At 60.7% G+C, this 26910-nt stretch carries 22 protein-coding genes; 10 read left to right on the top strand and 12 right to left on the bottom strand.

The genetic code is table 11. The features are described 5' to 3' along the window. The first annotated feature begins 44 nt into the window (after positions 1–44). Complete coding sequence (locus DWX39_RS02805) at positions 45–491, top strand: low molecular weight protein-tyrosine-phosphatase (RefSeq protein ID WP_117758445.1); 447 nt, start codon at positions 45–47, stop codon at positions 489–491. Positions 492–663: 172 nt separating this feature from the next. Here DWX39_RS02805 and DWX39_RS02800 read toward each other — a convergent pair whose 3' ends face one another. The 3 genes from DWX39_RS02800 to DWX39_RS02790 form a co-directional block, all read right to left on the bottom strand. Then, the gene (locus DWX39_RS02800; protein ID WP_117758444.1) at positions 664–2025 is read right to left on the bottom strand and encodes an ATP-binding protein; all 1362 of its coding nucleotides are present in this window, start codon (positions 2023–2025) and stop codon (positions 664–666) included. A gap of 177 nt (positions 2026–2202) precedes the next feature. Further along, positions 2203–2532, bottom strand: a complete 330-nt coding sequence (locus DWX39_RS02795; protein ID WP_199411435.1) for a TIGR04076 family protein — start codon at positions 2530–2532, stop codon at positions 2203–2205. Beyond that, entirely contained in the window at positions 2525–3349 is an 825-nt protein-coding gene (locus DWX39_RS02790; protein ID WP_117758443.1) for a PfkB family carbohydrate kinase, read from the bottom strand. Before DWX39_RS02790 ends, DWX39_RS02795 begins: the two co-directional genes overlap by 8 nt. Positions 3350–3909: 560 nt before the next feature. On the opposite strand from DWX39_RS02790, the gene DWX39_RS02785 reads away from it, so the two are divergent. The 3 genes from DWX39_RS02785 to DWX39_RS02775 are packed head-to-tail and all read left to right on the top strand — an operon-like array spanning position 3910 to position 8135. Beyond that, the gene (locus tag DWX39_RS02785) at positions 3910–4416 is read left to right on the top strand and encodes a MarR family winged helix-turn-helix transcriptional regulator (protein ID WP_117655367.1); all 507 of its coding nucleotides are present in this window, start codon (positions 3910–3912) and stop codon (positions 4414–4416) included. Continuing rightward, positions 4409–6223 (top strand): ABC transporter ATP-binding protein, encoded by a 1815-nt coding sequence (locus DWX39_RS02780; RefSeq protein ID WP_117758442.1) that lies wholly within the window; start codon positions 4409–4411, stop codon positions 6221–6223. The genes DWX39_RS02785 and DWX39_RS02780 overlap by 8 nt, the downstream gene beginning before the upstream one ends. Next, positions 6216–8135 carry an ABC transporter ATP-binding protein gene (locus DWX39_RS02775; RefSeq protein WP_117758441.1) on the top strand — a complete coding sequence of 640 codons (1920 nt, stop codon included), beginning with the start codon at positions 6216–6218 and terminating at the stop codon, positions 8133–8135. The genes DWX39_RS02780 and DWX39_RS02775 overlap by 8 nt, the downstream gene beginning before the upstream one ends. 204 nt (positions 8136–8339) lie before the next feature. Here the strand turns inward: DWX39_RS02775 and DWX39_RS02770 are convergent, their stop codons facing one another. Then, positions 8340–9218 (bottom strand): LysR family transcriptional regulator, encoded by an 879-nt coding sequence (locus DWX39_RS02770; RefSeq protein ID WP_117758440.1) that lies wholly within the window; start codon positions 9216–9218, stop codon positions 8340–8342. A gap of 233 nt (positions 9219–9451) precedes the next feature. Between DWX39_RS02770 and DWX39_RS02765 the strand changes: the two genes are divergently transcribed. The 4 genes from DWX39_RS02765 to DWX39_RS02750 all read left to right on the top strand — a co-directional run bounded on the left by DWX39_RS02765 (position 9452) and on the right by DWX39_RS02750 (position 15332). Further along, positions 9452–10333 (top strand): SDR family NAD(P)-dependent oxidoreductase, encoded by an 882-nt coding sequence (locus DWX39_RS02765; protein ID WP_117582973.1) that lies wholly within the window; start codon positions 9452–9454, stop codon positions 10331–10333. A gap of 65 nt (positions 10334–10398) precedes the next feature. Further along, positions 10399–11655 (top strand): MFS transporter, encoded by a 1257-nt coding sequence (locus DWX39_RS02760; protein ID WP_117758439.1) that lies wholly within the window; start codon positions 10399–10401, stop codon positions 11653–11655. A gap of 68 nt (positions 11656–11723) precedes the next feature. Further along, complete coding sequence (locus tag DWX39_RS02755; protein ID WP_117564354.1) at positions 11724–12764, top strand: Gfo/Idh/MocA family protein; 1041 nt, start codon at positions 11724–11726, stop codon at positions 12762–12764. A 420-nt stretch (positions 12765–13184) separates the two neighbouring features. Then, positions 13185–15332 carry a Tex family protein gene (locus DWX39_RS02750; RefSeq protein ID WP_117758438.1) on the top strand — a complete coding sequence of 716 codons (2148 nt, stop codon included), beginning with the start codon at positions 13185–13187 and terminating at the stop codon, positions 15330–15332. A gap of 381 nt (positions 15333–15713) precedes the next feature. Here the strand turns inward: DWX39_RS02750 and DWX39_RS02745 are convergent, their stop codons facing one another. From DWX39_RS02745 to DWX39_RS02725, 5 genes are all read right to left on the bottom strand, one after another. After that, positions 15714–16418: a transaldolase gene (locus tag DWX39_RS02745; RefSeq protein WP_233508926.1), complete on the bottom strand. Its 705-nt coding sequence runs from the start codon at positions 16416–16418 to the stop codon at positions 15714–15716. Between the two features lie 323 nt (positions 16419–16741). Continuing rightward, positions 16742–18133, bottom strand: coding sequence for a PTS ascorbate transporter subunit IIC (locus DWX39_RS02740; protein WP_117758436.1), 1392 nt, complete (start codon positions 18131–18133; stop codon positions 16742–16744). 71 nt (positions 18134–18204) lie between these two features. Next, positions 18205–18480, bottom strand: a complete 276-nt coding sequence (locus DWX39_RS02735; RefSeq protein ID WP_022094539.1) for a PTS sugar transporter subunit IIB — start codon at positions 18478–18480, stop codon at positions 18205–18207. A gap of 75 nt (positions 18481–18555) precedes the next feature. Continuing rightward, positions 18556–19002 carry a PTS sugar transporter subunit IIA gene (locus DWX39_RS02730; protein WP_117564351.1) on the bottom strand — a complete coding sequence of 149 codons (447 nt, stop codon included), beginning with the start codon at positions 19000–19002 and terminating at the stop codon, positions 18556–18558. Positions 19003–19011: 9 nt separating this feature from the next. Then, a complete protein-coding gene (locus tag DWX39_RS02725) occupies positions 19012–19722 on the bottom strand; it encodes a transaldolase (protein WP_117564350.1) in 711 nt (236 codons plus the stop codon). Positions 19723–20070: 348 nt separating this feature from the next. On the opposite strand from DWX39_RS02725, the gene DWX39_RS02720 reads away from it, so the two are divergent. Beyond that, positions 20071–20862: a DeoR/GlpR family DNA-binding transcription regulator gene (locus DWX39_RS02720; protein WP_158548938.1), complete on the top strand. Its 792-nt coding sequence runs from the start codon at positions 20071–20073 to the stop codon at positions 20860–20862. Positions 20863–20907: 45 nt separating this feature from the next. Here the strand turns inward: DWX39_RS02720 and DWX39_RS02715 are convergent, their stop codons facing one another. Continuing rightward, the gene (locus DWX39_RS02715; protein WP_158561604.1) at positions 20908–21735 is read right to left on the bottom strand and encodes an HAD hydrolase family protein; all 828 of its coding nucleotides are present in this window, start codon (positions 21733–21735) and stop codon (positions 20908–20910) included. A 75-nt stretch (positions 21736–21810) separates the two neighbouring features. Between DWX39_RS02715 and rlmKL the strand changes: the two genes are divergently transcribed. After that, entirely contained in the window at positions 21811–24369 is a 2559-nt protein-coding gene (rlmKL, locus tag DWX39_RS02710) for a bifunctional 23S rRNA (guanine(2069)-N(7))-methyltransferase RlmK/23S rRNA (guanine(2445)-N(2))-methyltransferase RlmL (RefSeq protein ID WP_117758434.1), read from the top strand. 94 nt (positions 24370–24463) lie between these two features. On the opposite strand, the gene DWX39_RS02705 is transcribed toward rlmKL, so the two are convergent. Together DWX39_RS02705 and DWX39_RS02700 are read right to left on the bottom strand one after the other, a co-directional pair. Further along, positions 24464–25177, bottom strand: a complete 714-nt coding sequence (locus DWX39_RS02705) for a response regulator (protein ID WP_195919844.1) — start codon at positions 25175–25177, stop codon at positions 24464–24466. Positions 25178–25181: 4 nt separating this feature from the next. Next, positions 25182–26807 carry an ATP-binding protein gene (locus tag DWX39_RS02700; RefSeq protein WP_117758432.1) on the bottom strand — a complete coding sequence of 542 codons (1626 nt, stop codon included), beginning with the start codon at positions 26805–26807 and terminating at the stop codon, positions 25182–25184. Between the last annotated feature and the right edge of the window lie 103 nt (positions 26808–26910).

Genomic DNA, 26910 nt, shown 5'->3' with positions numbered 1-26910 from the left:
CGGCTTCGACTCCTTAGCAGCCCTCTATATGAAAGGAACCGCGCATGCAACGTGTACTGTTTATCTGTTATGGAAATATCTGCCGCTCGACGATGGCTGAGTCGGTGTTTACCGAGCTGGTGCACCGCGCCGGACGCGCGGACGAGTTTGTCATCGATTCCGCCGCGACCTCGACCGAGGAGATCGGCAACCCGCCACATCACGGTACCGTTGCCAAGCTACGCGAGGTTGGGATTCCCGTCGTCGCACATCGCGCACGTCAGGTGCGGCGCGCAGAGTATGGCAACTGGGATCGCATTGTTTATATGGATGCTGAGAACGCGCGCGGTCTGCGTCGCATCTTTGGCGACGACCCCGACGGCAAGATTACGCGCTTGCTCGATTGGACCGAGCGCCCCGGCGACGTGGCCGATCCCTGGTACACCGGCAACTTCGATGCCACCTACCGCGATGTGCTCGCCGGCTGCACTGCCATGCTCGAGCAGATGTAGGTTCGCGGGCGCACGAACCTCGCGAGCCGCGTCATCGGCATACAGATCGAGCGTGGATTTTCTCCCACTTTGAGCATTCAAGTGCGCTCTAGACGGGAGAAAATCCACGCTCATTATCTCGGATAGCGGATGCGACAAAGGCACTATCCCTTTGTCGCATCGGGGACTGTCCCTAGACCGGCTTGACCTCCAGCTTTATCCCCTCGGCACAGGAGTCACCCAAAACATCCGAAAGGGCCCAGGTCGCATATAGCGGCAAATAAAGAACAGCTCCGCTGCGTTCAACGTTGCCTCTCGAGAAAACAATCCCAAGCCTTACGCCATATTCGGCCGTATCAAGCACATGACCGAGCGCGGCGTGCGCGTGGTAATAGGAACCCGATTTAACCTCGATCGGAACAGCCGTTCCATCCGGTCCGTCGACCACAAAGTCCACTTCGCCGCGCTTCTTTGTCTGATAGTAGTAAAGCTGGCGATTTTGGGCAGTCAGCTGCTGGGCCACCACGTTTTCGTAAATACCGCCCAGATTGGGTTCCTTGCTATCAAGATACGCCGCCTGGGCGACGCCAACGGGGTAGCGCGCCATCAACATGCCCGTATCCGATTGGTATAGCTTGAACTGCGATGGCCGTGCCGTCTTGAGCAGGGGCGACTTTGGCTCGGTTACGATATCCGCCTTGAGAGCAACGCCGGCATCGACAAGCCAGACAAAATCTCGCTGGTACTTGTCGTAATGCGCCTTGGGGTCAATGGAATTGAGCACGAAGCGTTTGTTTTCGCCCTCGAGCATAATAGGGAGCTGATCGTAAATGCTCTGCACCTGAAGGGCTCGCCCGCTTGCATACTTGGAGATATCCCGCCAGTACTGTTCGTTGAGCTCTGACTGTAGCTGACGAACGGAGGCAAGGTCGCCCCGCGTGTCAAGGAAACGCTGCACGACCTCTGGCATTCCACCGACAACGGTATAGGTCCTGAAGTTTGCCATCATCGCGTCGTGAATGTAATCAGGAATGGGCTTCTCGCTGATACACGCGTCGCGTATCGTTTGGCGAGCTCCCTCGCTCACCCCGATCGCCCAGCAAAACTCCTCGAAATCGAGCGGGAACATCCTAAGCTCGTGAACATATCCCACGGGATAGGACCTAACGCCCTTGAACTGGGTCCCGAGCATTGACCCCGAAAACGCCCAGCGGCACCTCCCGTCCTCAACAAGGAACTTTGCCATCGTCATGATGTCGGGGGCCTCTTGGACCTCATCGATAAACACGAGCGTTTTGCCCGGTGCTATCGGCTTTCCCGAGAGAAGCGTCACCCTGCTGATGAAATCGTCGGCATCCCGTGCCTCGAGAAGAGCATCTTTTGCCTGGCGATTTTCCATGAGGTTGAGCTCGATGTAGGTTGCATGGCTGGCTTTGCCAAATGCGCGAATCGAATAACTTTTGCCGATCTGGCGAGAACCCGTAATGAATAAGGCCTTTTGCTCGGCAGACTTCAGCCAACGCTCCAGCTCTGCCGCTATTTTCCTACGCAGCATAGGCTCTCCCCTCAGTGTCATCAAATGAAATGCAAGGTTTATATGCTTGATTATCGATGAAATGCAGAGTTTTAGAACCTAAAATCGGATGAAATGCAGAGATTTAGGATTATAGGCAAAAAAGAAGGGGCACCATCGGCGGATGCGACAAAGGGCCCGCCCCTTTGTCGCATCCGGCTATTCGTCGACGATCTCGGCAAGCCAGACGTTCAACGTGTCGACCTCGGGACAGCAGAACTTTGCCGTGCCGGGCTCGTTGCCAGGCACGGTTCCGCCATAGCGCAGGATATCGATATAGGGAAAGCCCACATGGCAGGCCATGGCGCACATCTTGCCGCGGTCTCGGTCGAAGTCAAAAACGTCGCCCGGCTTGTGGCCATGGTGGCAGCGGTACGCACCCAGCTGGTCCACGCAGCTCACGCGGATGCGCGGCCGCTTGCCGTGCGGCGCGCCGAGCGGCTTGCCCCCGCCCGCAGGCTTGGCGCCGCCCTCGCCAGCGTTACTCATGGTCAATCACATCCAGGCAGGCTTCGATGGGAAGGCCGGCCGACTTGTCCTCCTGGTCGGCATTGCGCTCGATAAGCTCAGCCACCACACGCATGGCATCGGACGTCGCGCGCTGCAGACTCCAACCTGCCATAACGCGGCCGACGAGCACCGCCGAGAACGTGTCGCCCGTGCCCGGGAAATAGACCGGAATGAGCTCAAAGGGAATCATAAAGTACTCCCCCGCTACATGGTCGTAACCGATAACCGCGTTCGTGCCATTGACCACGGCGCTCGTAATGACCACCGACTTGGCACCCAGCTCGCGCACGGCGTCCACAAGGGCGCGGCCCTCATCGGGCGTAATTTCCTCGGCAATAGGCCTATCGGCAAGCAGGCACGCCTCGGTATAGTTGGGCACCGCGTAGTCTGCGCACTCCAGAAGATGCCGCATAAGGCCAATCGTGGACTCGGGCACGCCCGCATAGAGCTTGCCGTTGTCGCCCATGATGGGGTCGACGAACACCTTGGTGCCCTTTTGCGCGCGGCGGTGGCAAAAGTCCGAGATGATGCGCGTCTCTTCCTCGGTCACGATAAAGCCGGTCGAGATGGCGTCGAACTCAAAGCCGAGCTCCTCCCAGATGGCAAGACTCTGACGCACGTACTCCGTGGTGTCGTGGATGTAGAACTTGGGGTAGTTGAGCGTGTCGGAAACGAGCGCCGTCGGCAGGTTATGGATACGGTAGCCCATGTGCGACAGCACCGGCAGCATGGCGGAAAGCGCGACCTTGCCGTAACCGCACATATCGTTAATCAGCAGCAGCTGAGTGTTCTTCATGAGGGTCTCCCTTGTTTCGGGCACAGCGCAGCAGCGCCACAGTGCGACTAAGTGTAGCGCAGGAGGCGTTGTGGGCGGAGGCGAGCGGTACGAAGGGCAAATTGTTGCGGGAAGGTTTCGGAAATGGGGGCTGTTTGCTCCATAGCGGCCTAGTTGATGCTACTCATATAGCGCCATTTCAAAACTATGCCTATTTACTACGTTTAACCGCCCGCCTCCAACCACAACGAATTTCTCTCCAACAAAACCGCAGGTAGATAGCTTGCGTTTTTTCAGAAACAGCTGTTGTGGTCAGCGATGCTGGATTCATCGTAGTAATTAGGCATAGTTTTTGGCAAGGCCGCTTCGAAAGGCATCATCGCAGCCCAAAACGATACCTTTTCCTTCGTCCCCAAGGGATCAGATTGCCGCTTAGGAGCGTTTGCAGCATCGAGCGGTTACGGCGTTTGGTAAAACGCCGTAACTTAATAAGTTTGGTACCTTGACATTTATTTCTTGCACTCCTAAATTAGTTAGGCACAAAACAATTGCACTACCTAACTAAAGAAAGGAGCGACACCATGTGCGATGACCACATCGGCCTCTGCCCCCACACGCCGGGCGGCGACCCCCATGAACCCGCAGATGCGCCCGCGGCACAGTCCCAATCAGACGCGCTCGCCAAGCACATCCTAAACGGGCTGGGCTTCTGCGGCCACTTTCTGCACTTTCACGGCGGCGGCGCCTCGGGAAAGGCCCCCATCGTCTGCTTGCTCGCCAAGCAGCCAAACGGCGAGATGTCACAGCAGGAACTAGGCCTGCACTTTGATCTTAAGCCCGGTTCGCTTTCCGAGATTCTCTCCAAGATCGAATGCGCCGGCCTTATCGAGCGCAGCCGCAATCCCAAAGACCGGCGGCAGCTCACCATTCGCCTGACCGAAGCGGGATGGGAAAAGGCCCACGTAGAGCAGGCGGCCCGCATTCGCTTTAGAGAGCAGGCCTTTAGCGCGCTCACCCACGACGAGCGCGAGGACCTCGCCGAAATGCTCGATAAAATCCGCGTAACCTGGGAGGAACTGGATGATTAAAACCCTCATGGGAAGCATCCGCGACTATATGAAAGTCACTGTTGCCACGCCGCTGCTCGTGCTTGGCGAGGTGCTCTGCGAGATGCTGATTCCATTTATCACCGCCAACCTGATCGACGCTATCAAAGACGGCGCCACCGTAGCCGAGATGCTTCCCACCGCAGGCTTTTTGGTGCTCATCGCGCTGACGTCGCTTGCTTTTGGCGCCGCGGCTGGTGTCACCTGCAGCCATGCGAGCTGCGGATTCGCCAAGAACCTGCGTCACGACCTGTTCTACAAGATCCAGACGTTCAGCTTTGCCAACATCGATGAGTTCTCGAGCTCCTCGCTCGTCACGCGCCTGACCACCGATATCAACAACGTGCAGCAGGCCTTTATGATGATCATCCGTATCGCCGTGCGCGCGCCGCTGGTCTTGATCTTCGCCTTTACCATGGCATTTATCATGGGCGGCAGCGTTGCCATGGTCTACCTGGTCATCATTCCGCTGCTGGGCTTTGGGCTGTTCTTTATCATCTTTAAGGTGCGCCCCATCTTCTCGCGCGTGTTCCACAAGTACGACGCCCTTAACGAGTCCGTCGAGGAAAACGTCACCGGCATGCGCGTGGTCAAGAGCTATGTGCGCGAAGACTTTGAGAAGGAGAAGTTCGCGACCGCCGCACGCGACGTCCAGATGGACTTCACCCGCGCCGAGAAGCTGCTCGCCTTTAACAACCCCATGATGAACATCTGCGTCAACGGCGCGTTCGTCGTCATCATCTACCTGGGCTCCAAGCTCATCATCACGAGCCAGGGCACGCTGTTCGACGTGGGCCAGCTCTCCTCGACCTTTACCTATGGTTTCCAGATTCTCATGAGCCTGATGCAGCTGTCGATGATCTTTGTCATGGTGACCATGGCCGACGAATCGGCACACCGCATTGCCGAGGTGCTGGCCGCCGAGCCCACGATCGCCGATCCCGCCGAGCCCGTGCTCGAGGTTGCCGACGGTTCCATCGACTTTGACCACGTGAGCTTTAAGTATTCCAAGCATGCGAAGCGCCAGGCGCTCGACGATATCGACCTGCACATTACGAGCGGCGAGACCATCGGCATCATCGGCGGCACTGGCTCGGCCAAGTCCACGCTCGTTAACCTCATCGCCCGCCTGTACGACACCACCGAAGGCGCTGTGCGCGTGGGCGGCGTGGACGTGCGCGACTACGACCTGGACGCGCTGCGTCACCAGGTCGCCATGGTGCTGCAGAAAAACGTGCTGTTTAGCGGCACCATCGCCGAGAACCTGCGTTGGGGCGACCCGAACGCCACCGACGAGGAAGTCCGCGAGGCAGCGCATCTGGCCTGCGCCGACGAGTTTGTCGACGGTTTCCCCAAGGGCTACGACACCTGGATCGAACAGGGCGGCTCTAATGTTTCGGGCGGTCAGAAGCAGCGCCTGTGCATTGCACGCGCCCTGTTGCGTCGCCCCAAGATCTTGATCCTGGACGACTCCACCAGCGCCGTCGACACCAAGACTGACGCCAAGATTCGCGCAGGCCTGGCAAGCTATCTGCCCAACACGACCAAGCTCATCATCGCCCAGCGCATCAGCTCCGTGCAGGACGCAGACCGCATCATTGTCATGGAGGGCGGCCGCATCGCACAGATCGGCAACCACGAAGAGCTGCTCAAGACGAGCGAGATCTACCGAGAGACCTTTACCTCGCAAAACAAGATGTCTGCCGAGGGCGAAGGGGCCGTCGAGGCCGACACCGAGGCATCCGCAACGCAAGCTCAGACCCAGGAAGGAGGCGAGGCACATGAGTAAGGCAACGACCGCCGAGCGCGCGCTCAACCGTAAGGGCGGCACCATGTCGCGCCTCATCAAGACGCTCTTTGACTTCTATCCCGTGCTTTTGCCCCTTGTCGTCGCCGGCGTGGTGCTCTGCGCCATCATCAACTCCATCGGCGCGACCTTCCTGCAGAGCGCCCTGCAGATTATTAGCGAATCGTGGCAGTCGGGCGATTGGGAAGCCGCACAGCCCAAGATTCTACAGCTCGTGACCACCCTCGCCTGCATCTACGGCGTCGGTGTCCTGTCCTCGCTCTTCTGGAACCGCGCCATGGCTATCGTCACGCAGGGCTCGCTCGAGAAGCTGCGCGAGATGATGTTCAACCGCATGCAGGACCTGCCGATCCGCTACTTCGACACGCACCAGCGCGGCGATATCATGAGCCACTACACCAACGACATCGATACGCTGCGCCAGATGATCAGTCAGTCGCTGCCCAACCTGCTCATGACGATCATCATCATCGTCACGGTGTTCTTTATCATGCTGTACTACAGCGTGTGGATGTGCCTGGTCATCATCGCCGGCGTCGCCTTTATGACCTTTATGACCAAGCTGCTCGGCTCCAATTCCGCGCGTTTCTTCATTGCGCAGCAGACCGAGCTCGGCGTGGTCGAGGGCCATATCGAGGAAGTCATGAACGGTCAGAAGGTCGTCAAGGCGTTCTGCCACGAGTCTGCCGCCGAGGCCGATTTTGACGAGCGCAACGAAAAGCTCTTCGAGGTCTCACAGAAGGCCAACATGTACGCCAACATCCTCATGCCCATCCTTATGAACCTGGGCAACTTGCTCTACGTGCTGGTGGCCCTTGCCGGCGGCATTTTCCTGGCGCTGGGCGTGCCCAACCTGAGCATCTCGGGCATGGCGCTGTCGATCGCCGTCGTGGTGCCGTTCCTCAACATGACCAAGCAGTTCTGCGGACAGATCGGCCAGATCTCGCAGCAGATCAACGCCGTGGTCATGGGCCTCGCCGGCGCCGACCGTATCTTTGAGCTCATCGACGAGAAGCCCGAAGCCGACGAAGGCTATGTGACGCTCGTCAACGCGCAGGTCAACCCCGATACCTGGCAGCTCGAGGAGGCTGACCACCACACCGGCATGTGGGCGTGGAAACATCCGCACCGCGCAACCGGCGAGATCGAGTACGTGCCGCTGCGTGGCGACCTGGTCATGGACAACGTCGACTTTGGCTACACGCCCAACCACGAAGTGCTGCACGGCGTGTCCGTGTTTGCCAAGCCGGGCCAGAAGATCGCGTTTGTCGGCGCCACCGGAGCCGGCAAGACGACCATCACCAACCTCATCAACCGCTTCTACGACATCGCCGACGGCAAGATCCGCTACGACGGCATCAACGTCAACAAGATCCGCAAGGCCGACCTGCGCCGAAGCCTGGGCGTCGTGCTGCAGGACGTGAACCTGTTCACCGGCACCGTGATGGATAACATCCGCTACGGCAACCTGGACGCCACCGACGAGGAGTGCATCGCGGCGGCCAAGCTCGCGGGCGCCGACGACTTTATCACCCGCCTACCCGACGGCTACGACACTATGCTCACCGGCAACGGCGCGCAGCTGTCGCAGGGCCAGCGCCAGCTGATTTCGATCGCACGCGCCGCCGTCGCCGATCCGCCGGCAATGATTCTGGACGAGGCCACGTCGAGCATCGATACCCGCACCGAGGCCATCGTGCAAGCCGGCATGGACAAGCTCATGGAAGGCCGCACGACGTTTGTCATCGCGCACCGCCTCTCCACCGTGCGCAACTCCGACGCAATCATCTGCCTGGACCACGGCCGCATCATCGAGCGCGGCAACCACGACGAACTGATCGCCAAGCGCGGGTATTACTACCAGCTGTACACGGGTGCATTTGAGCTCGAGTAGATAGGCTTGTTCCACGGAGGTCTCCCAGGCGGGCCGGGGTGTAACCTCCGTGCTCAAACATTCTCGCTTCGCTGCGAAACTGCGCGCGGAAGTTACACCCCGGCCCGCCTGGGAGACCTCCTGCGCGCAATCAGCCCGTCGTTTAAAACGGAATAAAGGTTAGTGAGGCCCTGGCCGTTTGGCCAGGGCCTCGTTTTGTGTGAGCTACTTGAGGAGTTGGGCAATGGCGTTGACGAATTTTTGGACTTGGAGGGTGAGCTCGAGCGGGTAATGCAAGAAGACCGGCACCTCGCGGCCGCATAGGAACGGCACGCCCACAAAGGCCGGGTGCACGCCCGACCACGCTCCGCAGGTGAGCACCGCGTCACCCTTTTCCTCCGCATCGTTGAACAGCGCAAAGTCAAAGCTGTCCACGTCGATCACGTCCACGCCGCCGTCGGCCAAAAGATCAATGCGCAGGCTGTCCATAGCGTCGTTGCCGTGACGAAGCACGCGCAAGCGCATGCCCTCCAGGTCGGCAACCGTGATGCGCGTCTTGCGCGCAAGCGGGCTCGTGCGCGGCACATCAATATAAAACGGTACGTTGACGATAAGGAGCTTTTGGCAGGCGTCGCCCCAGCGCGGGGTCGAAAAACTCGACTGCACCACATCCACCTCGCGCCCCAGGCTGCGCATAACGGATTCGCGCTCGTCATAGAGATCGCTCACCGGCACAATCTCAAAGCGCAACGACGGTTCCAATTCGTGCACGTCCGTCCACATCGACAGCGTCTGGCGCCCCGGGCACATCATCGACACGCCCAGGCGCACGGCACCGCCATCGCCCGCCGCGCGCCGGGCGCGACGCAACGCATCCTCGGACTGGCGCATGATCGAGCGCGCGTCGTCCACCAGCAGGGCGCCCGCCGGCGTCACCTTGACGCCCGAGTGCGAGCGCTCGAACAACGTGATGCCAAACTCGGCCTCGAAGCCCGAAACCTGCTTGACGAGTGCCGGCGTCGACACGCGCAGCTTTGCCGCGGCGCGCGAGAAGCTTCCCAGCTCAGCGGCGGCCGCTATGGCCTCGAGTCGTCGATCGTACACGTCAATCTCCCGTTTCCAGACGTATGGACATGCGCTGCCGAAGGGGGTCGTTTTGGCAGGTCACACACTCAATTAAGAACAAATTGCCTTGCGTGCTGTAAACCATAGGTTTACGCCATTCTAACAAATATGCAATTCACCTGCGCAAATGCAAAGCATACGATAACCAGCGAAAACCACGTGGGTCGATTAATGGGAGCGACCCACCGGGAGGCACAAGAAGGGAAGTTCCTATGAGCAACTGGCTTAAGCTCGAGGGCGATGTCTGCGCTGTGACCGGCGCACTCGGCGGCATGGGCGTCGAGATCTGCCGCGAGTTCGCCCGCAACGGCGCCAACGTCGTCCTGCTCGACCTGGACGAGGAGAAGGTCAAGGCCGCGGCCGCCGACCTCGCCGCCGAGTTTGGCATCCACGCCGAGGGCTACAAGATGAACGCCACCGACGAGGCCGAGGTTCAGGCCGCCGTCGACGCCACCATCGCCGACTTCGGCCGCGTCGACGTCCTCGTCAACACTGCCGGCATCCTGCGCTTCGCAGCCATGGAAGACCTGCCGCTGAGTGACTGGAACGAGGTCCTCAACGTCAACCTCACCGGCTACTTCATCACCTCGCAGCGCTTTGGTCGCGAGATGATCAAGGCCGGCCATGGTCGCCTGGTGCACATCTCGACCGTTGCCAGCCACTCCCCCGAGACGTTCTCGGGCGTGTACAGCTCCACCAAGGCGGGCGTCAACATGATGTCGAAGATGTTGGCTGCCGAGTGGGGTCCCTACGGCGTGCGCTCCAACTGCGTCGAGCCCTGCTTTGTTAAGACCCCCATGTCGGCGAGCTTTTACGCCGACCCCGAGGTCGAGAAGAGCCGCAGCCGTCTCATCGCCACGCGCCGCATCGGCGAGGTCAGCGATATCGCCAACGCCGTCATGTTCCTGGCGTCCAAGCGCTCGGACTTTACCACCGGCGACGCCATCAAGGTCGACGGCGGCTTCTCCAATATGATGGGCGACCTCACCGCCAAGCCCGGCGGCCGTCGAGCCTTTGCCGACAACTACCTCAAGAACAAGGGTGTCGAGCTTTGGTCCGACGAGTCCGGCGTCGCAAAGCCCACTGACCAGTAAACCAGCCTGACAGGGAGGCCCGCGGTGATGCCCGCCCCTCCCCCGCATCGATTAGAAAGAGTCCAATGGCTTCCACCAACTCCAACAAGGGTCGCGCCGTCGTGCTTTCCGCCGCGTGCGTCACCATGTTCTTTGTCAGCTCCATCGCGCTGTATTCCGTCGTGAGCAAGAACCTGCTCGCCGTCTACCCCGAGTGGTCCAGCGCCCTTACCTGGGCTTTCCCGGTCTTTCAGACCATCATGGCCGTGACAGGCATCTTCGCCGGCCGCATCTCCGATAAGATCGGCCCCCGCAACGTCGTGATCGCCGCCGCCGTGTGCTACGGCCTGGGCTGGTTCATGTCTGGCACCGTCACCGAGCCGTGGCAGTTCTACCTGTGGTTCTCGCTCGTCGCCGCCATCGGCAACGGCCTGGGTTACAACCCGGCGCTCACCACCGGCCAAAAGTGGTTCATCGACAAGAAGGGCCTGGCCTCCGGCATCACCCTGGCCGCTTCGACCGCCGGCCCCGCCGTGCTGTCCCCGGTGCTCGCCTCGCTGCTCATCCCGAGCCTGGGCATCTTTGGCGCCCTCAAGGCACTCGGCGTCATCTTCTTTGCAATGATCGCCGCCTCCGCCCTGTTCCTGAAGGCCCCCGAGGCCGGTTGGCTGCCCGAGGGCTTCGAGGCCCCCAAGGGCGGCGCACACGCCGGCACCTTCGGCGACCTCACCCCGGGCGAGATGGTCAAAACCCCGCGCTTTTGGATCCTCATCGTCACCTTCGCCTTTGCTGCCACTGCAGGCACCCTGCTCGTGGGCAAGGTTGCCTCCATCGCCGCCGTCCAGCTCTTCGCCGACCCCACGTGCGCCGCAGCTGTCGCCCTCGGCGGTGTAGTGGTCTCCGTCAACACCTGCGCCAACCTGGTCGGTCGTCTGTCCTTTGGCCAGATCATTGACAAGCTCGGCGCCTACAAGTCGCTGCTCATCAGTCTTGTCGTCACCATCGTCGCGCTCGTCATCATGTCGATGAGCTTTACGCAGAGCATGTTCTTTGTGGCGCTCGCCCTGCTCGGCTTTAGCTTTGGCGCCCTGCTCGTCATCTACCCGCCGCTTACCGGTGGCGCCTTTGGTACCAGCAACATCGGCGTCAACTACGGCATCATGTTCCTGGGCTACGCCGCTTCTACCTGGATCAGCCAGCCCATCACTGCCGTGCTGTATCACGCTGAGGCCGGCAGCGCCGCCTACCAGCAGTCCTTCTACGGCGCCATCGTGATCGCCGCCATCGCCGTCGTGCTCACCGTCTACATGATGGTCTCCGACAGCAAGAAGAAGTCCGCCTAGTTTTACCGATGCGACAAAGGGACAGTCCCTTTGTCGCATTCCACCGCCACCAGTATTAAGGAGTCGAAATGTCTGAGCTCAACCCCGTCCGCATTGCCGTTATCGGCGCCGGTGCCATGGGCCGCAACCACATCCGCTTTGTCACCGAGGAGCCCGAGGCCGAACTCGTCGCCATCGCCGACGCCTTTGAGGGCGCCCGCGCCACGGCCGAGGCCGCCGGCGTGCCGTTTTACACCGATCCCGCCCAGATGATGGACGAGGTCAAGCCCGAGGCCGTCATCATCGCCACCCCCAACGACCTGCATCTGGGCGTTGCTCGCGAGGCCATCAAGCGCAACATCGTGCCGCTGGTCGAAAAGCCGATCTCCAATGACCTCGAGGATGCCCAGGCCTTCGCCGCCGAGGCCGAGACCGCTGGCGTGCCCGTGCTCGTGGGCCAGCACCGTCGCCACAACCCCTTCGTCAACAAGGCCAAGGAGATCATCGAGTCCGGCGAGCTGGGCAAGCTCACCGTGTCGAGCTTCCACTACATGATCTATAAGAATGACGAGTACTTCGATGTCGAGTGGCGCCGCAAGAAGGGTGCCGGCCCGATCCTGGTTAACCTGGTTCACGACGTCGACCTGCTCCGCTATCTGCTGGGCGAGCCCGTTGCCGTCCAGGGTATGCAGTCCAGCGCCGCCCGCGGTTTTGAGACCGAGGACTCCGCCGTGGTCAACGTCCGTTTTGCCGATGGCGCGCTCGCAAGCATGACCATCTCCGATGCCACCGCCAGCCCCTGGAACTGGGAGGCCACCGCTCGCGAGGACCCGCAGTACCGTCCCTTCGACGCCGACGCCTACTTTATCGGCGGAACCTTGGGCGCCCTTTCGCTGCCCCGCCTGCACCAGTTCTCCTACGACGGCGCCTCCAACTGGCACAAGCCGCTGCAGATGGAGATTCCGGCCGTGGACCCGGCGCTGCCGCACAAGATGCAGCTCAAGCACTTTGTGAAGGTCGTCCGCCGCGAGGTCGAGCCCGTCGTAACCCCCGCCGACAACGTCAAGACGCTCACGCTTCTCAACGCCATCAAGGAGGCCGCCGAGACCGGCCAGCTCGTCGAGCTGTAGCACCTTAGGACAGGCCGCGGCAGAAACCCCATGCCGGGCCCCTCGGTCCGCCACAAATAAGCCCCTCTTCTTTGCCCCGCGAGCAGCTTCCTGCCCGCGGGGCATTTTGCTACGTTGCCAATGATTTTTCTGGGACGGGGGACTTTTTGCACCTTAGCTTGATTCGTTCGCCACGAAATGTGCCTATCTACTACGTTTAACCAATCACCCTCATCCATACAGAATTTCGCGAAATAAAAACCGCAGGTAAACGGCTTGCGCATTTTCGGAAAACCGGGGGATGGTCGACCCACACGGTTCAAACGTAGTAGATAGGCCGCTTTCGTGGTTCCGCGCCAAAACAGTCTTTTTTGGGCGAAGTGGCAGGTGGTATCCTTGGTAGCTCTGTGCTGCAAACGCACCTTAAACGCAAGGAGTCCCATGGATCTTATCCCCCAGCTCGCCCGCGAGCTCAACCTTAAGGCCGCCAACGTCGAGGCGGCCGTCAAGCTCATCGACGAGGGAAACACCATTCCCTTTATCTCGCGCTACCGCAAGGAAGCCACGGGCGGCATGGACGACGTCGCCCTGCGCGCACTCGACGAGCGCCTGTCCTACCTGCGCAATCTTGAGCAGCGTAAAGAGGACGTCATCCTGCTCATCGATGCCCAGGGCAAACTCACGCCCGAACTCGAGCAACAGATTCGCGAGGCCACACAGCTCCAGCGTGTCGAGGACCTCTACAAGCCCTACCGCAAAAAGCGCATGACCCGCGCGCAGAAGGCACGCGAGGCCGGCCTGGAGCCGCTCGCCAACATGATCATCATGCAGGCCTCGGCCAAGGGCAGCGCGCTCGACGCCGCCGCGGACTACGTCAACGAGGAGGCCGGCTTCGACACGCCCGAAAAGGCGCTCGCCGGCGCCGCCGACATCGTGGCCGAGACGGTGGCCGAAGATCCCGAGAACGTCGCCGACCTGCGCGCCTTTACGCAAAACACCGCCGACATCGTCGTCGAGGCCACCGACCCCGCCGAGAAGACCCCCTACGAGCCGTACTACAGCTATGATGAGCCGCTGCGCCGTATACCCAACCACCGCGTGCTGGCTATCGACCGCGGTGAGCGCGAGGGCAAGCTCCGCGTGCGCGTGAACGTCGACGGCGCTGCCGCTACGGCACGCCTCGGCAGCCGCTGGCCCCGTCGCCAGGGCGTGTTTGCTCCCGTCTTTGACGCCGCCATCGCCGATGGCTACAAGCGCCTCATGGCCCCCTCGCTGGAGCGCGAGGCCCGCGCCAAACTCACCGTTCGTGCCCAGACCGAGGCCATCAACGTCTTTGCCAAGAATCTCGAGGGCTTGCTCTCGACGCGCCCCGTGCGCGGCGCCCGCGTGCTCGCGCTCGATCCGGGCTACCGCACCGGCTGCAAGGTCGCCGTCATGGACGAGACCGGCAAGCTACTCGACCACGGCGTGGTCTATCCCACCAAGCCGCGCCATGACGTCGCCGGCACCAAGCGCGAGCTCGCCCGCCTCGTCAAGAAGGACGGCGTCAACACCATCGTCGTCGGCAACGGCACCGCCAGCCGCGAGACCGAGGAAGTCGTCTCGGAGTTCATTGCCGAGCAGGCGCCCGGGCTGCGATACACCATCGTCAACGAAGCCGGCGCGTCGGTGTACTCCGCCTCCGAGCTCGCCAGTCAGGAATACCCCGACCTGGACGTCACCGTGCGCGGCGCCATGAGCCTGGGCCGCCGTCTGCAAGACCCGCTGGCAGAGCTCGTCAAGATTCCGCCCCAGTCCATCGGCGTTGGCCAGTACCAGCACGACCTTGACCAGGCCGAGCTTTCGCGCACCCTGGGCCACGTGGTGGAAGACGTCGTCAACCGTGTGGGCGTCGACGTCAACACCGCGAGCGCAAGCCTGCTGGGCTACGTGTCGGGCATTACGCCGAGCGTAGCCAAAAACATCGTGGCCTACCGCGAGGAAAACGGCGCCTTTACCGATCGCCGCCAGCTCAAGAAGGTCCCCAAGCTGGGCCCCAAGGCATATCTCAACGCCGCGGGCTTTTTGCGCATCAGCGGCGGCAAGAACCCGCTCGACGCGACAAGCGTCCACCCCGAGAGCTACGAGGTGGCCACGTCCGTCTTGGAACGCGCCGGCGTGGCGACCAGTGAGCTCAGCCGCGGCGGCGTGCCCGACATTGAGCACCGCCTGGGCAGCATTTCGGCACTGGCAAGCGACCTGGACTGCGGCACCCTGACGCTCATCGACATTGTCAACGAGCTCAAGAAGCCCGGTCGCGACCCGCGCGACGACGCGCCCGAGGTGGTCTTTAGCCGCTCGGCGCTTTCCATCGACGATCTGGAGCCCGGCATGGAACTCAAGGGCACGGTGCGCAACGTTGTGGATTTTGGCGCGTTCGTCGACGTGGGCGTGCACCAGGACGGCCTCGTACACATCTCCAAGCTCGCCAACCGCTTCGTCAAGCACCCGAGCGACGTGGTGCGCGTCGGTGACACGGTCAAGGTGTGGGTCGAAAAGGTCGATCGCGACCGCAAGAAGATCTCCCTCACCATGGTGCAGGGGAGGTAAACCGCCAAAGCAAGGGTACCCCCTGTAGCAGCGTGCAAAATCGCGAGTATTCTGCAATTTCCGCCGCTCCGAACGCTCCTCAGAGGCAATAAAGTCACAAACAGCCCCCGTTTTAGCGTCGTCAGAGCCAAAACGGGGGCTGTTCCGTGCTTCAACCAGCTGGTAAAAGCCTTTACCTTGCTGAATACTCTCAATTTTGCACGTCGCAGGCGGGGGTACCTTTGCCTACGGCAGGATATGGAAGCCGAGTGCTAACTTGCCGGCAAGCTCGTGTCGGCAGCCCCGGCCTTTCCTTTACCTAGCGCGACCCTCGCGAAGCGCGTGAGCGATAGGGAAAGGAAAGGCCGGGGCGAACAACCCGCGGCGCAGCCAGTGTTCGCGTTACGGCAGGATATGGAAGCCCAAAGCGGCGATATCCTTGGCAAAGCCGCGCACGGTATCGAGCGAAACCTCATACGGGTCGCGCCCGATGTTCTTGCGCTTGGCCAGGATACTGTTGGGCACCGTGATGATCTGACAACCGCATCCTTCCGCCTGGTAAATGTTGATGAGCTCGCGCGTGGATGCCCACAGGACCTCGCAGTTGGGCTTGGCGGCGGCCCTCTTGACCGACTCCGTCATAAACGGAATGGGGTCAACGCCGGTATCGGCGATACGGCCGGCAAAGAGCGAGATGATAGACGGCGTCTCGGCGTCAACGGCCTCGACCATCTCATCGACCTGCTCGGGAGTAAAGATGGTGGTAACGTTGACCTTGATGCCGTCGGCCGAAAGCTTGCGCACCAGCTCGGCGGTGGACTCGCCCTTGGTAGTCACGCACGGAATCTTGACGTAGACGTTCTCGGCCCAGGCAGCAATCTCGCGGGCCTCGACCTCCATGGTCTCGACGTCGTCGGCAAAGACCTCAAACGACACGGACACATCGATGATGTGGGCCAGGACCTCCTTGGCAAACGCGCGATAATCCGTCACGCCGCCCTTCTTCATAAGGGACGGGTTGGTCGTGAAACCCTGAACGTTGCCGCTCTCGTACATGTCGAGCATGCCCTCGAGGTTTGCACCGTCAGCGAACACCTTGATTGCCATCTGCCTGATTCCTTTCGTTAGCATACGGCCGATAAACTGCTAAACACTTTATCTACGTTTATCAAGGCGTGAACTGCGGTTTTTATCTTCTCGGCGAACGGTTTTGCAGATTTACCATTTTTATATCGACGCCCCAGCGGCAAAACGTTTTTGCCGATCATTGCGTTTGATTCCGTTCACGGAACAGAAGCAGCGCCTCGCCGGCTCATATTCACAATCGCTCCAAAGCAAAAAGCGGTGACGCCTCGATTGAGACGTCACCGCTTCCGTGTAGGAGCCGGTTATCGGAGCTCCGCCCGATTAGGGCTTAACGTATGCCTGGATTACTCTTCCTCAACGTGATTGATCACAGCACCCTTGGTGTGGATGAAGTTGGGGACGAAGGCAACGACCAGAAGGACAGCGAGAATCGCGTAGACACCGGTGGTACCGAAGGCCTCGGCAGCGCGGCCAAGCGTAATACCAATGACGGAGAAATCGAAGTCGCCGAACGTAGTGTTCTTGAAGCCAAAGACGTCAAGAACGGGCAGGAGCAGGGCCGGGGCAAAGGTGATGAGCAGGCCGTTGACGAAAGCGCCAAGAGCTGCGCCCTTGCGACCGCCGGTAGCATTGCCGTAGATACCTGCGGTAGCACCGCAGAAGAAGTGGGGAACCATGCCCGGGATGATGAAGATGCCCAGGGTAGCGCCCACGATGAACATACCGACCACGCCACCGATGAAGGAGGCAACAAAGCCGAGGATGACGGCGGTGGGAGCATAGGGGAAGAAGACGGCGCAGTCGACGGCGGGGATGGCGCCGGGGATCAGCTTGTTGGAGATGCCCTGGAAAGCCGGGACCAGGTCGGCAAGGATCATACGAACGCCGTTGTAGACGATAGTGACACCGACGGCGAAGGACAGGGCGCAGGTCAGGGCATAGACGATTACATTGTCGCCGCTAGCGATCTTGGTAACGACCGCAGGATCTGCGATGTAAGCGGCGAAAGCGGTAACCAGGTAGAAGAAGGCCATGGTAAGAGCCGTGGAGATGGTGGTGTCGCGCAGGAAGGAGAACTTCTCGGGAACCTCGATCTTCTCGGTGCTGTTCTCCTCGGCGTCCTTAGCAAAAAGCGTACCGACTGCAGCGGAGATGTAATAGGCGAGTGAACCGAAGTGGCCCATGGCGATTTCATCGCCATCGGTAACCTTCTCGGTGAAACGCTGACCAACGGCGGGAAGCATAGCGCTCACGAGGCCCAGGAACATGCCGCCCACGATGACAAGCTGGACATCCTGGAAGCCAGATGCCTGCAGAACGGCAGACAGCAGGCAAGCCATAAACATGCTGTGATGGCCCGTCAGGAAGATGTACTTAAACTTGGTAAAGCGGGCAATGATAATGTTCACGACGTAGCCGAGAATCAGGATCATCATGGTCTGAACGCCGAGGACGCTCTGAGCCATCGAAACGACGACCTCGTTGTTGGGCACGACGCCGGTGATGTGGAAACCGGTCTCGATGAAGGTACCCAGCGGAGCAAGGTTCTCCTGAACAACAGCGGCGCCGGCAGACAGCATGATGTAACCCAGAATGGGCTTCAGGGTGCCCGTCATCACCTTGTGGGCAGGACGCTTAAGCGCGACAAGGCCCACAAAGGCAAATAGACCCATAATCCACGCTGGCTTGGTCAGAATCGATTGGATAAACTCAAGTATGGGAAGGATGGCTTGCATCTGCGCTTCCTTTCTCTCTAACGTGGGCGCGTTTCCCTCTTCCACAGGGAACCGCCCTTTTTTGTGCCGCTTTAGGCGTTAGCGGCGGCCGCCTTGATTGCCTCGAGGGCGTCTTCGCGGATCTTCTTCTTGTTCACATAGCTGCGAACGATCACAACGTTGCCGTGGAGCTCGGGGGCGAGTTCTTTAACGGTGATGAACAGATCCGGATTTGCGGAAGAAGCACCGTTCAGGTCCATAGACTCAACGTCGGCCTTGATGCCCTCCTCCTCGCAAAGCTCCTCGACTTTGCCAGCGAGCATCAGGCTGGACCCGATGCCGTTTCCGCATACGGTGATGATATGCATGGCAACCTTCCTCTCCTACACGTGACGGTTTTCCGTCTATCCAAAAGCGGCGACGCATCGCCGTGCCATTAAGGCCTAAAAGAATGAACGCATGGTCTCCAAAACCTGCTCGGGCGTATCGCATGCGCTGAGCTTGGCAACGCAGTCCTCGTCCTCGAACATCTGCGAAAGCTCCGCCAAGCAGCCAAGATGAGCCTTGGGGTCGGGTGCGCAAATACCCACGAGCACGTGAACCGGATCGAAATCCTCGTGTCCAAACGCAATGGCAGGGTCAAGCGTGACGATACAGATCCCCGCTTCACTCACATTGCCATCTGCCTGAGCGTGGGGCATGGCGATGCCCTCTTCCAAGACCATATAGGGGCCGAATTTGTGAACCGATGAAATCATGGCGTCAACATAGCTCTGGTCGCATTTGCCAGCGTCTACGAGCAACTTACCGCATGCCTTGATCGCTTCCTCCCAGTCGGAGGCCTCGACGTGGCAGGCAACAAGCTCGGGCTTAAGAAGATCGGTCAGCATGCTCGTCCCCTACTCCTCAGGCAGGATATGAAAACCAAGCGCCTGAATGTCGCGGGCAAAGCCCTTGACCGTATCAAGCGAGTACTCAAGCAAATCTTTCCCGAAATTCTTGCGCTTGGCAAGAAGGGCATTGGGGACCGTAATGATCTGACAGCCAACGGACTCCGCCTGGAAGATATTGAGGACCTCGCGCGTAGACGCCCAGAGAACCTCGGCAGCAGGCTTAACGGCAGCCTTCTTTACGGACTCCGCCATGAGGGGCAGCGGATCGACGCCGGTATCGGCAATGCGACCGGCAAAGATGGACAGAATAGAGGGGGTCTCAGCAGAGACGGCATCGACAAACTCGTCGACCTGCTCGGGCGTGAAGATAGTGGTGACATTCACCTTGATGCCGTCGGCAGAAAGGCGCTTGACCAGCGCGGCAGTGGACTCACCCTTGGTGTTGAGCGCCGGGATCTTAACGTAGACGTTGTCTGCCCAGGTTGCGATCTCGCGAGCCTCGGCTTCCATGCCCGCCTCGTCGTCGGCGAATACCTCAAAAGAGACCGACACATCAGTAATGTGCTCAAGAACCGTCTTGGCAAAAGCGCGGTAGTCGGTCACGCCGCCGGCCTTCATAAGGGAAGGATTGGTCGTGAAGCCCTGAACGTTGCCATTGTCATGCATGTCAAGCATACCCTCGAGGTTAGCGCCGTCGGCAAACACCTTGATCGCCATGTTCGGTCCTTTCTCATCTAACACTATTGCTATCGAAAGCCTTCTTCTTTGTTTCAAAAGCTTTTCGGTTTTCTTTTATAAACCATTTCAAAAGCTATCGAAAGCTCAATTGTCAACTTTCCGTGAACGGTCGAATATCGGGCGTGAACGTACTTCTTTTGGGCGGCACCTTCAGAATGAGACTCTTTATAGCCCGTTTACGTGCGAACTATCTGCTACGCATGCATTTGTGACATGCCATTCCGTTCTTTTGATTCATTCGAATTTGCCTTGTTCTTTTCATATCGATACGTTATATTTCGATTACGAAAGGCGCATCTTTTACCTTTTGTTCAAAAGGAGCGGCATATGGCATCTACTTCAGACCTTTCACCGGCCGAGCGTCAGCGATTTATCATGAATTGGCTGGCCGAAAAGCCAAATATCTCGGTATCCGACATCGTTCGCCGTTTTTCGGTTTCGGAAGTCACCGCACGACACGACCTCATCTCGCTGGAATCCGAAGGCAAGCTGCGTCGCGTACGCGGCGGAGCGGTATCGCTTTCTCGCTCCAACGCAATCTCGTATCCCGAGGAGCGCATCAATGTCCAAGTCGAGGCCAAGGAAGCCATCGCCGCAACCGCAGCAACTCTTGTTGATGATGGCGATGTTCTGGTAATTGATATCGGCACCACAGGCTTTTACTTCGCTAAGGCCCTCATGGACAAGCGTGAGATCACCATTATCACCGGCGATCTTGCAATCGCGAACTACGCCAGCTTCAATCTCCCCAATGCTTCGGTAGTGCTGCTGGGCGGCTCCGTGCGCAAGGGCCACCTCTATCTCGCGGGCGCACTAACGCTCGACTGCATGAGCAAACTACATGCCGACAAGGCGTTTGTCAGTGCCGACGGATTCCACCCCGACCACGGTTTTACCGTCGAGCACGACTTCTCGGCCATGATCAAGCATATGTACCTTACCAACTCAAACCAGGGCTACATGATGGTTGACCAGGGAAAGTTCAACAAGACCAGTTTTTATCAGTCCGCGCAGATCGATGACCTCGACGGCATCATCGTTGATGGAGACGACGAGGGCATCATGACGGCGGCGATCGAGAGCAGTCGCAGTCATCCCAAGCTCTATATTGCAAAATAGCTCAAATGGCCGGGTCGCCCCCACTGCGGGCGACCCGGCCATTTATTAAATCAACCCAAAATGCTGCATCGCTGTGACGGTACCGTCGTGTGCGACATCGTTGGTCACGTAGTCGGCGACCGCCTTGACCTCGGGCATGGCATTGCCCATGGCCACAGCCGTCTCGACGGCGGCAAGCATGCCCAGGTCGTTGCCGGAATCGCCAAAGCCAAAGGTGCGCGCATTGCCAGTGCGGCCCAGATACTCCAGCGCTCGCGCCACGCCCAAGCCCTTGTCGATGCCTTTGGGGCTCAGCTCGCGATTCTGGCCACCGGTGTTGCACAGCTCAAACTCGCGATCGATAAAGCCATCGTCGTTGGCTACGCGAGCCAGGTCGCACGCGTTAATGCACACCTTGCCTACGCGCAAATGCCCATCGACGCGCATCTGGTCGGTGCCATGCACCACGCCGGCGCCTAGCAGAAATGACTGTTCGACACCAACTGGCTCAAGTGAATAGGTGGCACCGTTCGTCTCGAACAACGCCTCGCCGCCCGCCACAGTAATGCGACGCGCGAGCTCCTCAACAATGTCTTCGTCAAAGCAGTCCTCGTGTACCACGCATCCCTCGACCTCGAGTGTGGCGCCCGCCATGGCAACGATACCCGCCGGGTTCAGCGCACGCAGGCCATCGGCAACCAGCCACAAAGGGCGACCCGTGCAGATAAATGCCTGGTGGCCCGCATTGCGCAGGCGACCAAATGCATCGACAACAGCCTTCGACGGATGGACTGCATTGAAGTCCTTATCGGTCATATCATCGGGATCGAACGACGTCAGCGTGCCGTCCACGTCAAAAAAGAGCACAGCGGGTTCGGGACACGCATCAATCATATGGGTTCCTTTCGAGGATAAGGGCAAACGAAGCATCCATCATATAATGGAGCGACGCAACCAGAGAGGTCACCCATGGAATTTTACGCAAGCTGCCCCGAGGGCTTTGAGTCCGCACTCGCCGATGAGCTTAAACGCCTCGGTCTTTCGCATGTCCGCCGCTTAAAGGGCCGCGCTACATTTGAGGGCGAGCTCGAAGAAGGCTACCGCGCCTGTCTGTGGTCGCGCCTGGCCAGTCGCGTGTTTGTGGTCCTTGGGCGCTTTGAGGCGCAGGATGCCGATGAGTTGTACGACGGCGTTTACGACATCGCCTGGGAAAGCATCGTCCGCCCCGGCGCCACCATCGCCATTACCGCCCGCGGCGTGACCGAGCAGCTGCGCAACACGCGCTTCTCGGCCCTGCGCGCCAAAGACGCACTGTGCGACCGCCTGGCCGAGACCACGGGCCGTCGCGCCGATGTCGACGCCGCCGATCCCGACGTTCACCTGCTGCTTTCGCTGCGTCAGCGCCGCGCGAGCATCAGCCTGGACCTTTCGGGTGACCCGCTGTTCAAGCGCCTGCCGCCCGCAGCGACCCGCGCCGGCGAGGGCGCGCACGTGCTGCGCCCCGACTACGCCGCCCTGGTGCTGGCGCAGGTCGGCTGGACCGCGCTATGTGAGCGCGAGCTGACGGCCGACGACTACGAAAACGAAGCCCTGCCCACGCTGATCGACGCCTCATGCGCCGGCGGCGGTCTGCTGTTGGAGGCCGTGAACATTCTGACCGACCGCGCCCCGGGTACCGCACGCGAGCACTGGGGCTTTGAGGGCTGGCAGCTGCACGACGCCGCCCTGTGGAAGCAACTGCTTGCCGAGGCGCGCGAGCGCGAGACGGCAGCACGCGAGCGACAGGCGCGCATCGTGGCCGTAGACATCGACCCCGCCGCCCGCAAGACTGCCGAGCGCATGGTCAAGTGCGCCGGCTACAAGCGTTTTGTCGACTTTTGCGCTGCCAAGCCAGCCACCGTGTTGGACCATGCAGGCGCTGTCGCCGGCGCCGCCGTGGTCGCGGATACGACCGAGACGCCGCTTTCGCTCATGCACGATGCCATGACGCTCATCGGCGAGCTGCGCCGCGCGCCCGAGCTTGCCGCGGCACCGGTCGCCGCACTCACCCGCGACGGATTGCTGGCCCGCGCGCTCCACGCCGAGCCCGAGCGCTCCATCGCCGTCATGCCCAACAACGAAGAGGCGACCGTCGAAGTCTGGCCTTCTCTCGACCACGCCGCCGCGGCATTCGAAGCTGCGACCAGTGCGAATGCCGAGGAGCAGGCCGCAGCTGCCCAAGACGAAGCCGCCAATATCCCCATGCCCGAGCCTGCCGCCATGCTCGACCTGGGCGACGGCAAGCCGCTGCCCGTGCTCATCCCCGAGTCGGAGCAGTTCGCCAACCGCCTGCGCAAAAACGCCCGCCTGCGTCGCAAGTGGGCAAAGCGCGAGGGCGTGAGCTGCTACCGCGTCTACGATGCCGACCTGCCCGATTACTCCGCCGCCATCGATCTGTACGAGGGTTGTCCACAGACTCCGGGCCGCTGGCTCGTCATCGCCGAATACGCCGCGCCCAAGACCATCGACCCCGCACTGGCCCAGGCCCGTATGCTCGATATTCTGGCCATCGCGCCGCGCATCCTAGATGTCCCAGCCGAGCATGTGCACGCCAAGGCCCGCATGCGCTCGCGCGGCGGCTCGCAGTACGGCAAGCAGGGTGCCGGCAAGGGCGCATCGGGCGAGCGCGCCAATATCGCGCGCCGTCGCCTCCCGCTCATCGAAGAGGGCGGGCTCACCTTTGCCGTCAACTTTGACGACTATCTGGATGTGGGCATCTTCCTGGATCACCGCGTCACGCGCAACCTGGTGCGCGAGCACGCCAAGCATGCGCGTCGCTTCCTCAACCTGTTTGCCTACACCGGCACCGCCACCTGCTATGCGGCAGACGGCGGCGTCGAGGAGACCGTGACGGTCGACCTCTCCAACACCTATCTGGACTGGGCCGAGCGCAACATGCGCCAGAATGGCTTTGTGGGGCCGCAGCATCACTTTGTGCGCGACGACGTGCTCGCCTGGATTCGCGACCAGCGCCAGACGCGCAACCGCTGGGACCTGATCTTTGTCGACCCGCCCACGTTCTCGAACTCGTCCAAGATGGGCCGTCGCACCTGGGATGTTCAGCGCGACCATGTTGAGCTGTTGGCCGGCGTATCGCGCCTGCTCGCGCAGGGCGGCCATGCCATCTTTAGCTGCAACCTGCGTGGCTTCCGCCCCGAGACGCGCAAGCTCGCCCGCGCGGGCGTGGTGTTGGAGGACATTACGGCGCAGACCATCCCCGAGGACTTCGCACGCAACCAGAAGGTGCACCACTGCTATATCGTGCGCCGCCTGCCCATCGAGGACGCCATGGCCGAGGTCGGCTTTTGCGCCGAGGAAATTGCCGAGCGCGTCGAGGAACTGCGCAACCCCGAGGCCCGCAAGCCCCGTGTGACAGTACCCGCGCACGCGCAGGCCGGCAACGGCAAGTCCAACTTTGCCGGCAAACCCTCCCCCGCCGGCAAGCCCAAAAAGAAGAAGTTCTACGCCAGCAAGCCCAAGGGCAAATAACAAAGTTGCGGTGGAATACGGACTGTTTTGCCTGGAATTAGGCAAATTTAGACCGTATTTCACCGCAACTCATATTGGGATGGTGGTTGGCGATCTAGCCTTGGATGACTAGGCGGTAGCCAATGCCCACGTGCGTTTGGATATAGCGCGGATGCGCGGGGTCGGACTCGATCTTCTTACGCAACGTGCCCATAAAGACGCGCAGGCTCGCCAGATCGCTCTTGGTCGCCGTACCCCAAATCTCGTGCAATATAAACTGGTGCGTCAGCACCTTGTCGGCGTTGTGTGCCAGCAAGCAGAGCAACTTGTACTCGATCGGCGTCAGGTGCAGCTCCTCGCCATCCATCGTGGCGATGCCGGCGTCAAAATCGATATGCAGCTCACCGGTATCGAACGAGCCCTCGGAGGCAACACCGCCCGTTTGCGCATACGAAAGGCGCCTGAGCGTCGTGCGAATGCGCGCGAGCAGCTCTTCGACCGAAAACGGCTTGGTCAGGTAGTCGTCGGCACCGGCATCGAGTGCGCGGATCTTGTCCGCGTCTTCGCTGCGCGCCGAGACCACAATGATCGGCATGCCCGACCATGCGCGCACCGACTCCACCACCTTGACGCCATCCATATCGGGTAGGCCCAGATCGAGCAGCACAATGCTCGGTGCCTGCGACGAGGCGGCGGCGATGGCGGCGTGGGCGGTCTCCACAGCCATATGGCGCAAGCCGTGCGCCTCGAGCGCGGCGACGATAAGGTTGCGGACGGCGGGATCGTCCTCAACGACCAAGATGAGCGGTTTCACGGCAGAGTTCGGCACGGCGCTACTCCTTATCAAACGAAACATCGGCGGCGGGAAGCTCAATCGTAAAGACCGAGCCGTGCGGGTCCGCCGCGGCAACCTCTATGCTACCGCCATGCGCCAACGCAATGGAGCGGCAGAGCGAAAGACCCAGGCCCACGCTGCGATGGCTGTCGGCAAGACCGTGGTTGGCGGTGTAGAACGACTCAAAGATTCGCTCGCGGTCCTCGGGTGCGATGCCCGGCCCGTCATCGGCAACCGAGCACGCCACGCGGCCGCCGTTGACGTCAATCGAGATCACGATATGCGAGCCCTCGGGCGTATAGGTGATGGCGTTGTTCACCAGGTTTACCACCAGCTGCACCATCAGGCGCGCGTCGACGTTGACGAGCGCCGGCTCATCGCACGCCACCACCTTAAGGTCGTGCTCGCGCACGGCCGGATTTACATGGCGCAGTGCCTCCTCGACGATATCGTCCATAAGCTCGAGCGTTGTCGACAGATGCATGCCGCCGCCCTCGAGCTTGGTGATGGCAAGCAGGTTCTCGACGGTGGCGTTGAGCCACAGCGCATCCGAGCGAATGGATAGCAGCAGGCCGCGGCGCGTCTGGGCATCGAGCACCGCGGTGCCGGTCGAACCCTGATCGAGCAGCACGTCGGCATTACCCGAAATACTGGTAAGCGGCGTGCGCAGATCGTGCGAGATGGAGCGCAGCAGATTGGCGCGCAGCTGCTCATTTTTGGCAAGCACCGCCGCCTCCTCGCGGGCCTCCATGGCGCGGGCGCGATCGAGTGCCAGCTCGCCTTCGCTCACGATGGCATCGGCAAGTGTCCGCTCCTCGTGCGTCAGCACGTCGGGCTCGGCAACGATAGCCAACACGCCCACCACCGAGGCGGGATCGCCCGCGCGCACCATGGTGTCGCCCGAGCGCACGGTCAGGTAGATGCCGTAGAACGCCGAGGCGCCGTAGGTGGCATCGAGCGGCGTTCCCACATAGGCGGACGCCGAGAGCCGCGGCGGCATCTGCGGCGCCAGTTCATGCACCGGCGCGACATCGCCCACGGCCGTGTATGTCGCACGCGGCAGCAGGTCATCGCCCTCGGCGTCGGCGCTGTACCACACGACAGGACAGCCCGAAAGACGCGCCAGCTGCGTTGCCATAGCATGGACAATCTGCTGCTGACCGGCGCAGCGCTGCAGCATACGGTTGGTCTCGAGCACCATCTGCGTGCGCCGGTCGCTGGCGGCGGCCTGCGCTAAGGCACGGCGTAGGGCAAGCGAAATCGAGCTCGACACGAGCGAGACCGCAAACATGATAAAGAACATGCCGGGATAGACGCGGTCGATAAACGACAGCGAGTAGCGCGGGTCGACAAACAGGAAGTTGTAGAGCGCCACGGCGGCAGCCGAACTCAGCAAGCAATACAGGCGGCTCCAGGTAAAGAACGCGCACAGCTGCACGGCGAACACATAGACGATCATGATGCTCGGCGCGAGACCCGGATGGTCGAGCAGCGCGCCCACAATCGTCGCCGCGACCAGCAGCCCCGCCGATACGCAGGCGTCATACAGAGGGCTGCGACGCGTCAGCGTCGTGCGCCGCCACCAAAAGTTCTCGGCAATATCGCCGTCCGCATGGACGTCCATCAGCGCCCCGTCCCTCTCTCAAAAACAAAAACCACCACAAAGGGGACAGGCACCTTTGTGGTGGTTTCCCCTTGTGGTGGTTCCAAGTGTATAGCCTTTACAG

Origin of the sequence: Collinsella sp. AF19-1LB, from assembly GCF_003459655.1 — a bacterium.
Classification (GTDB): domain Bacteria; phylum Actinomycetota; class Coriobacteriia; order Coriobacteriales; family Coriobacteriaceae; genus Collinsella.
This window is presented reverse-complemented; position numbering and strand designations above follow the sequence as displayed.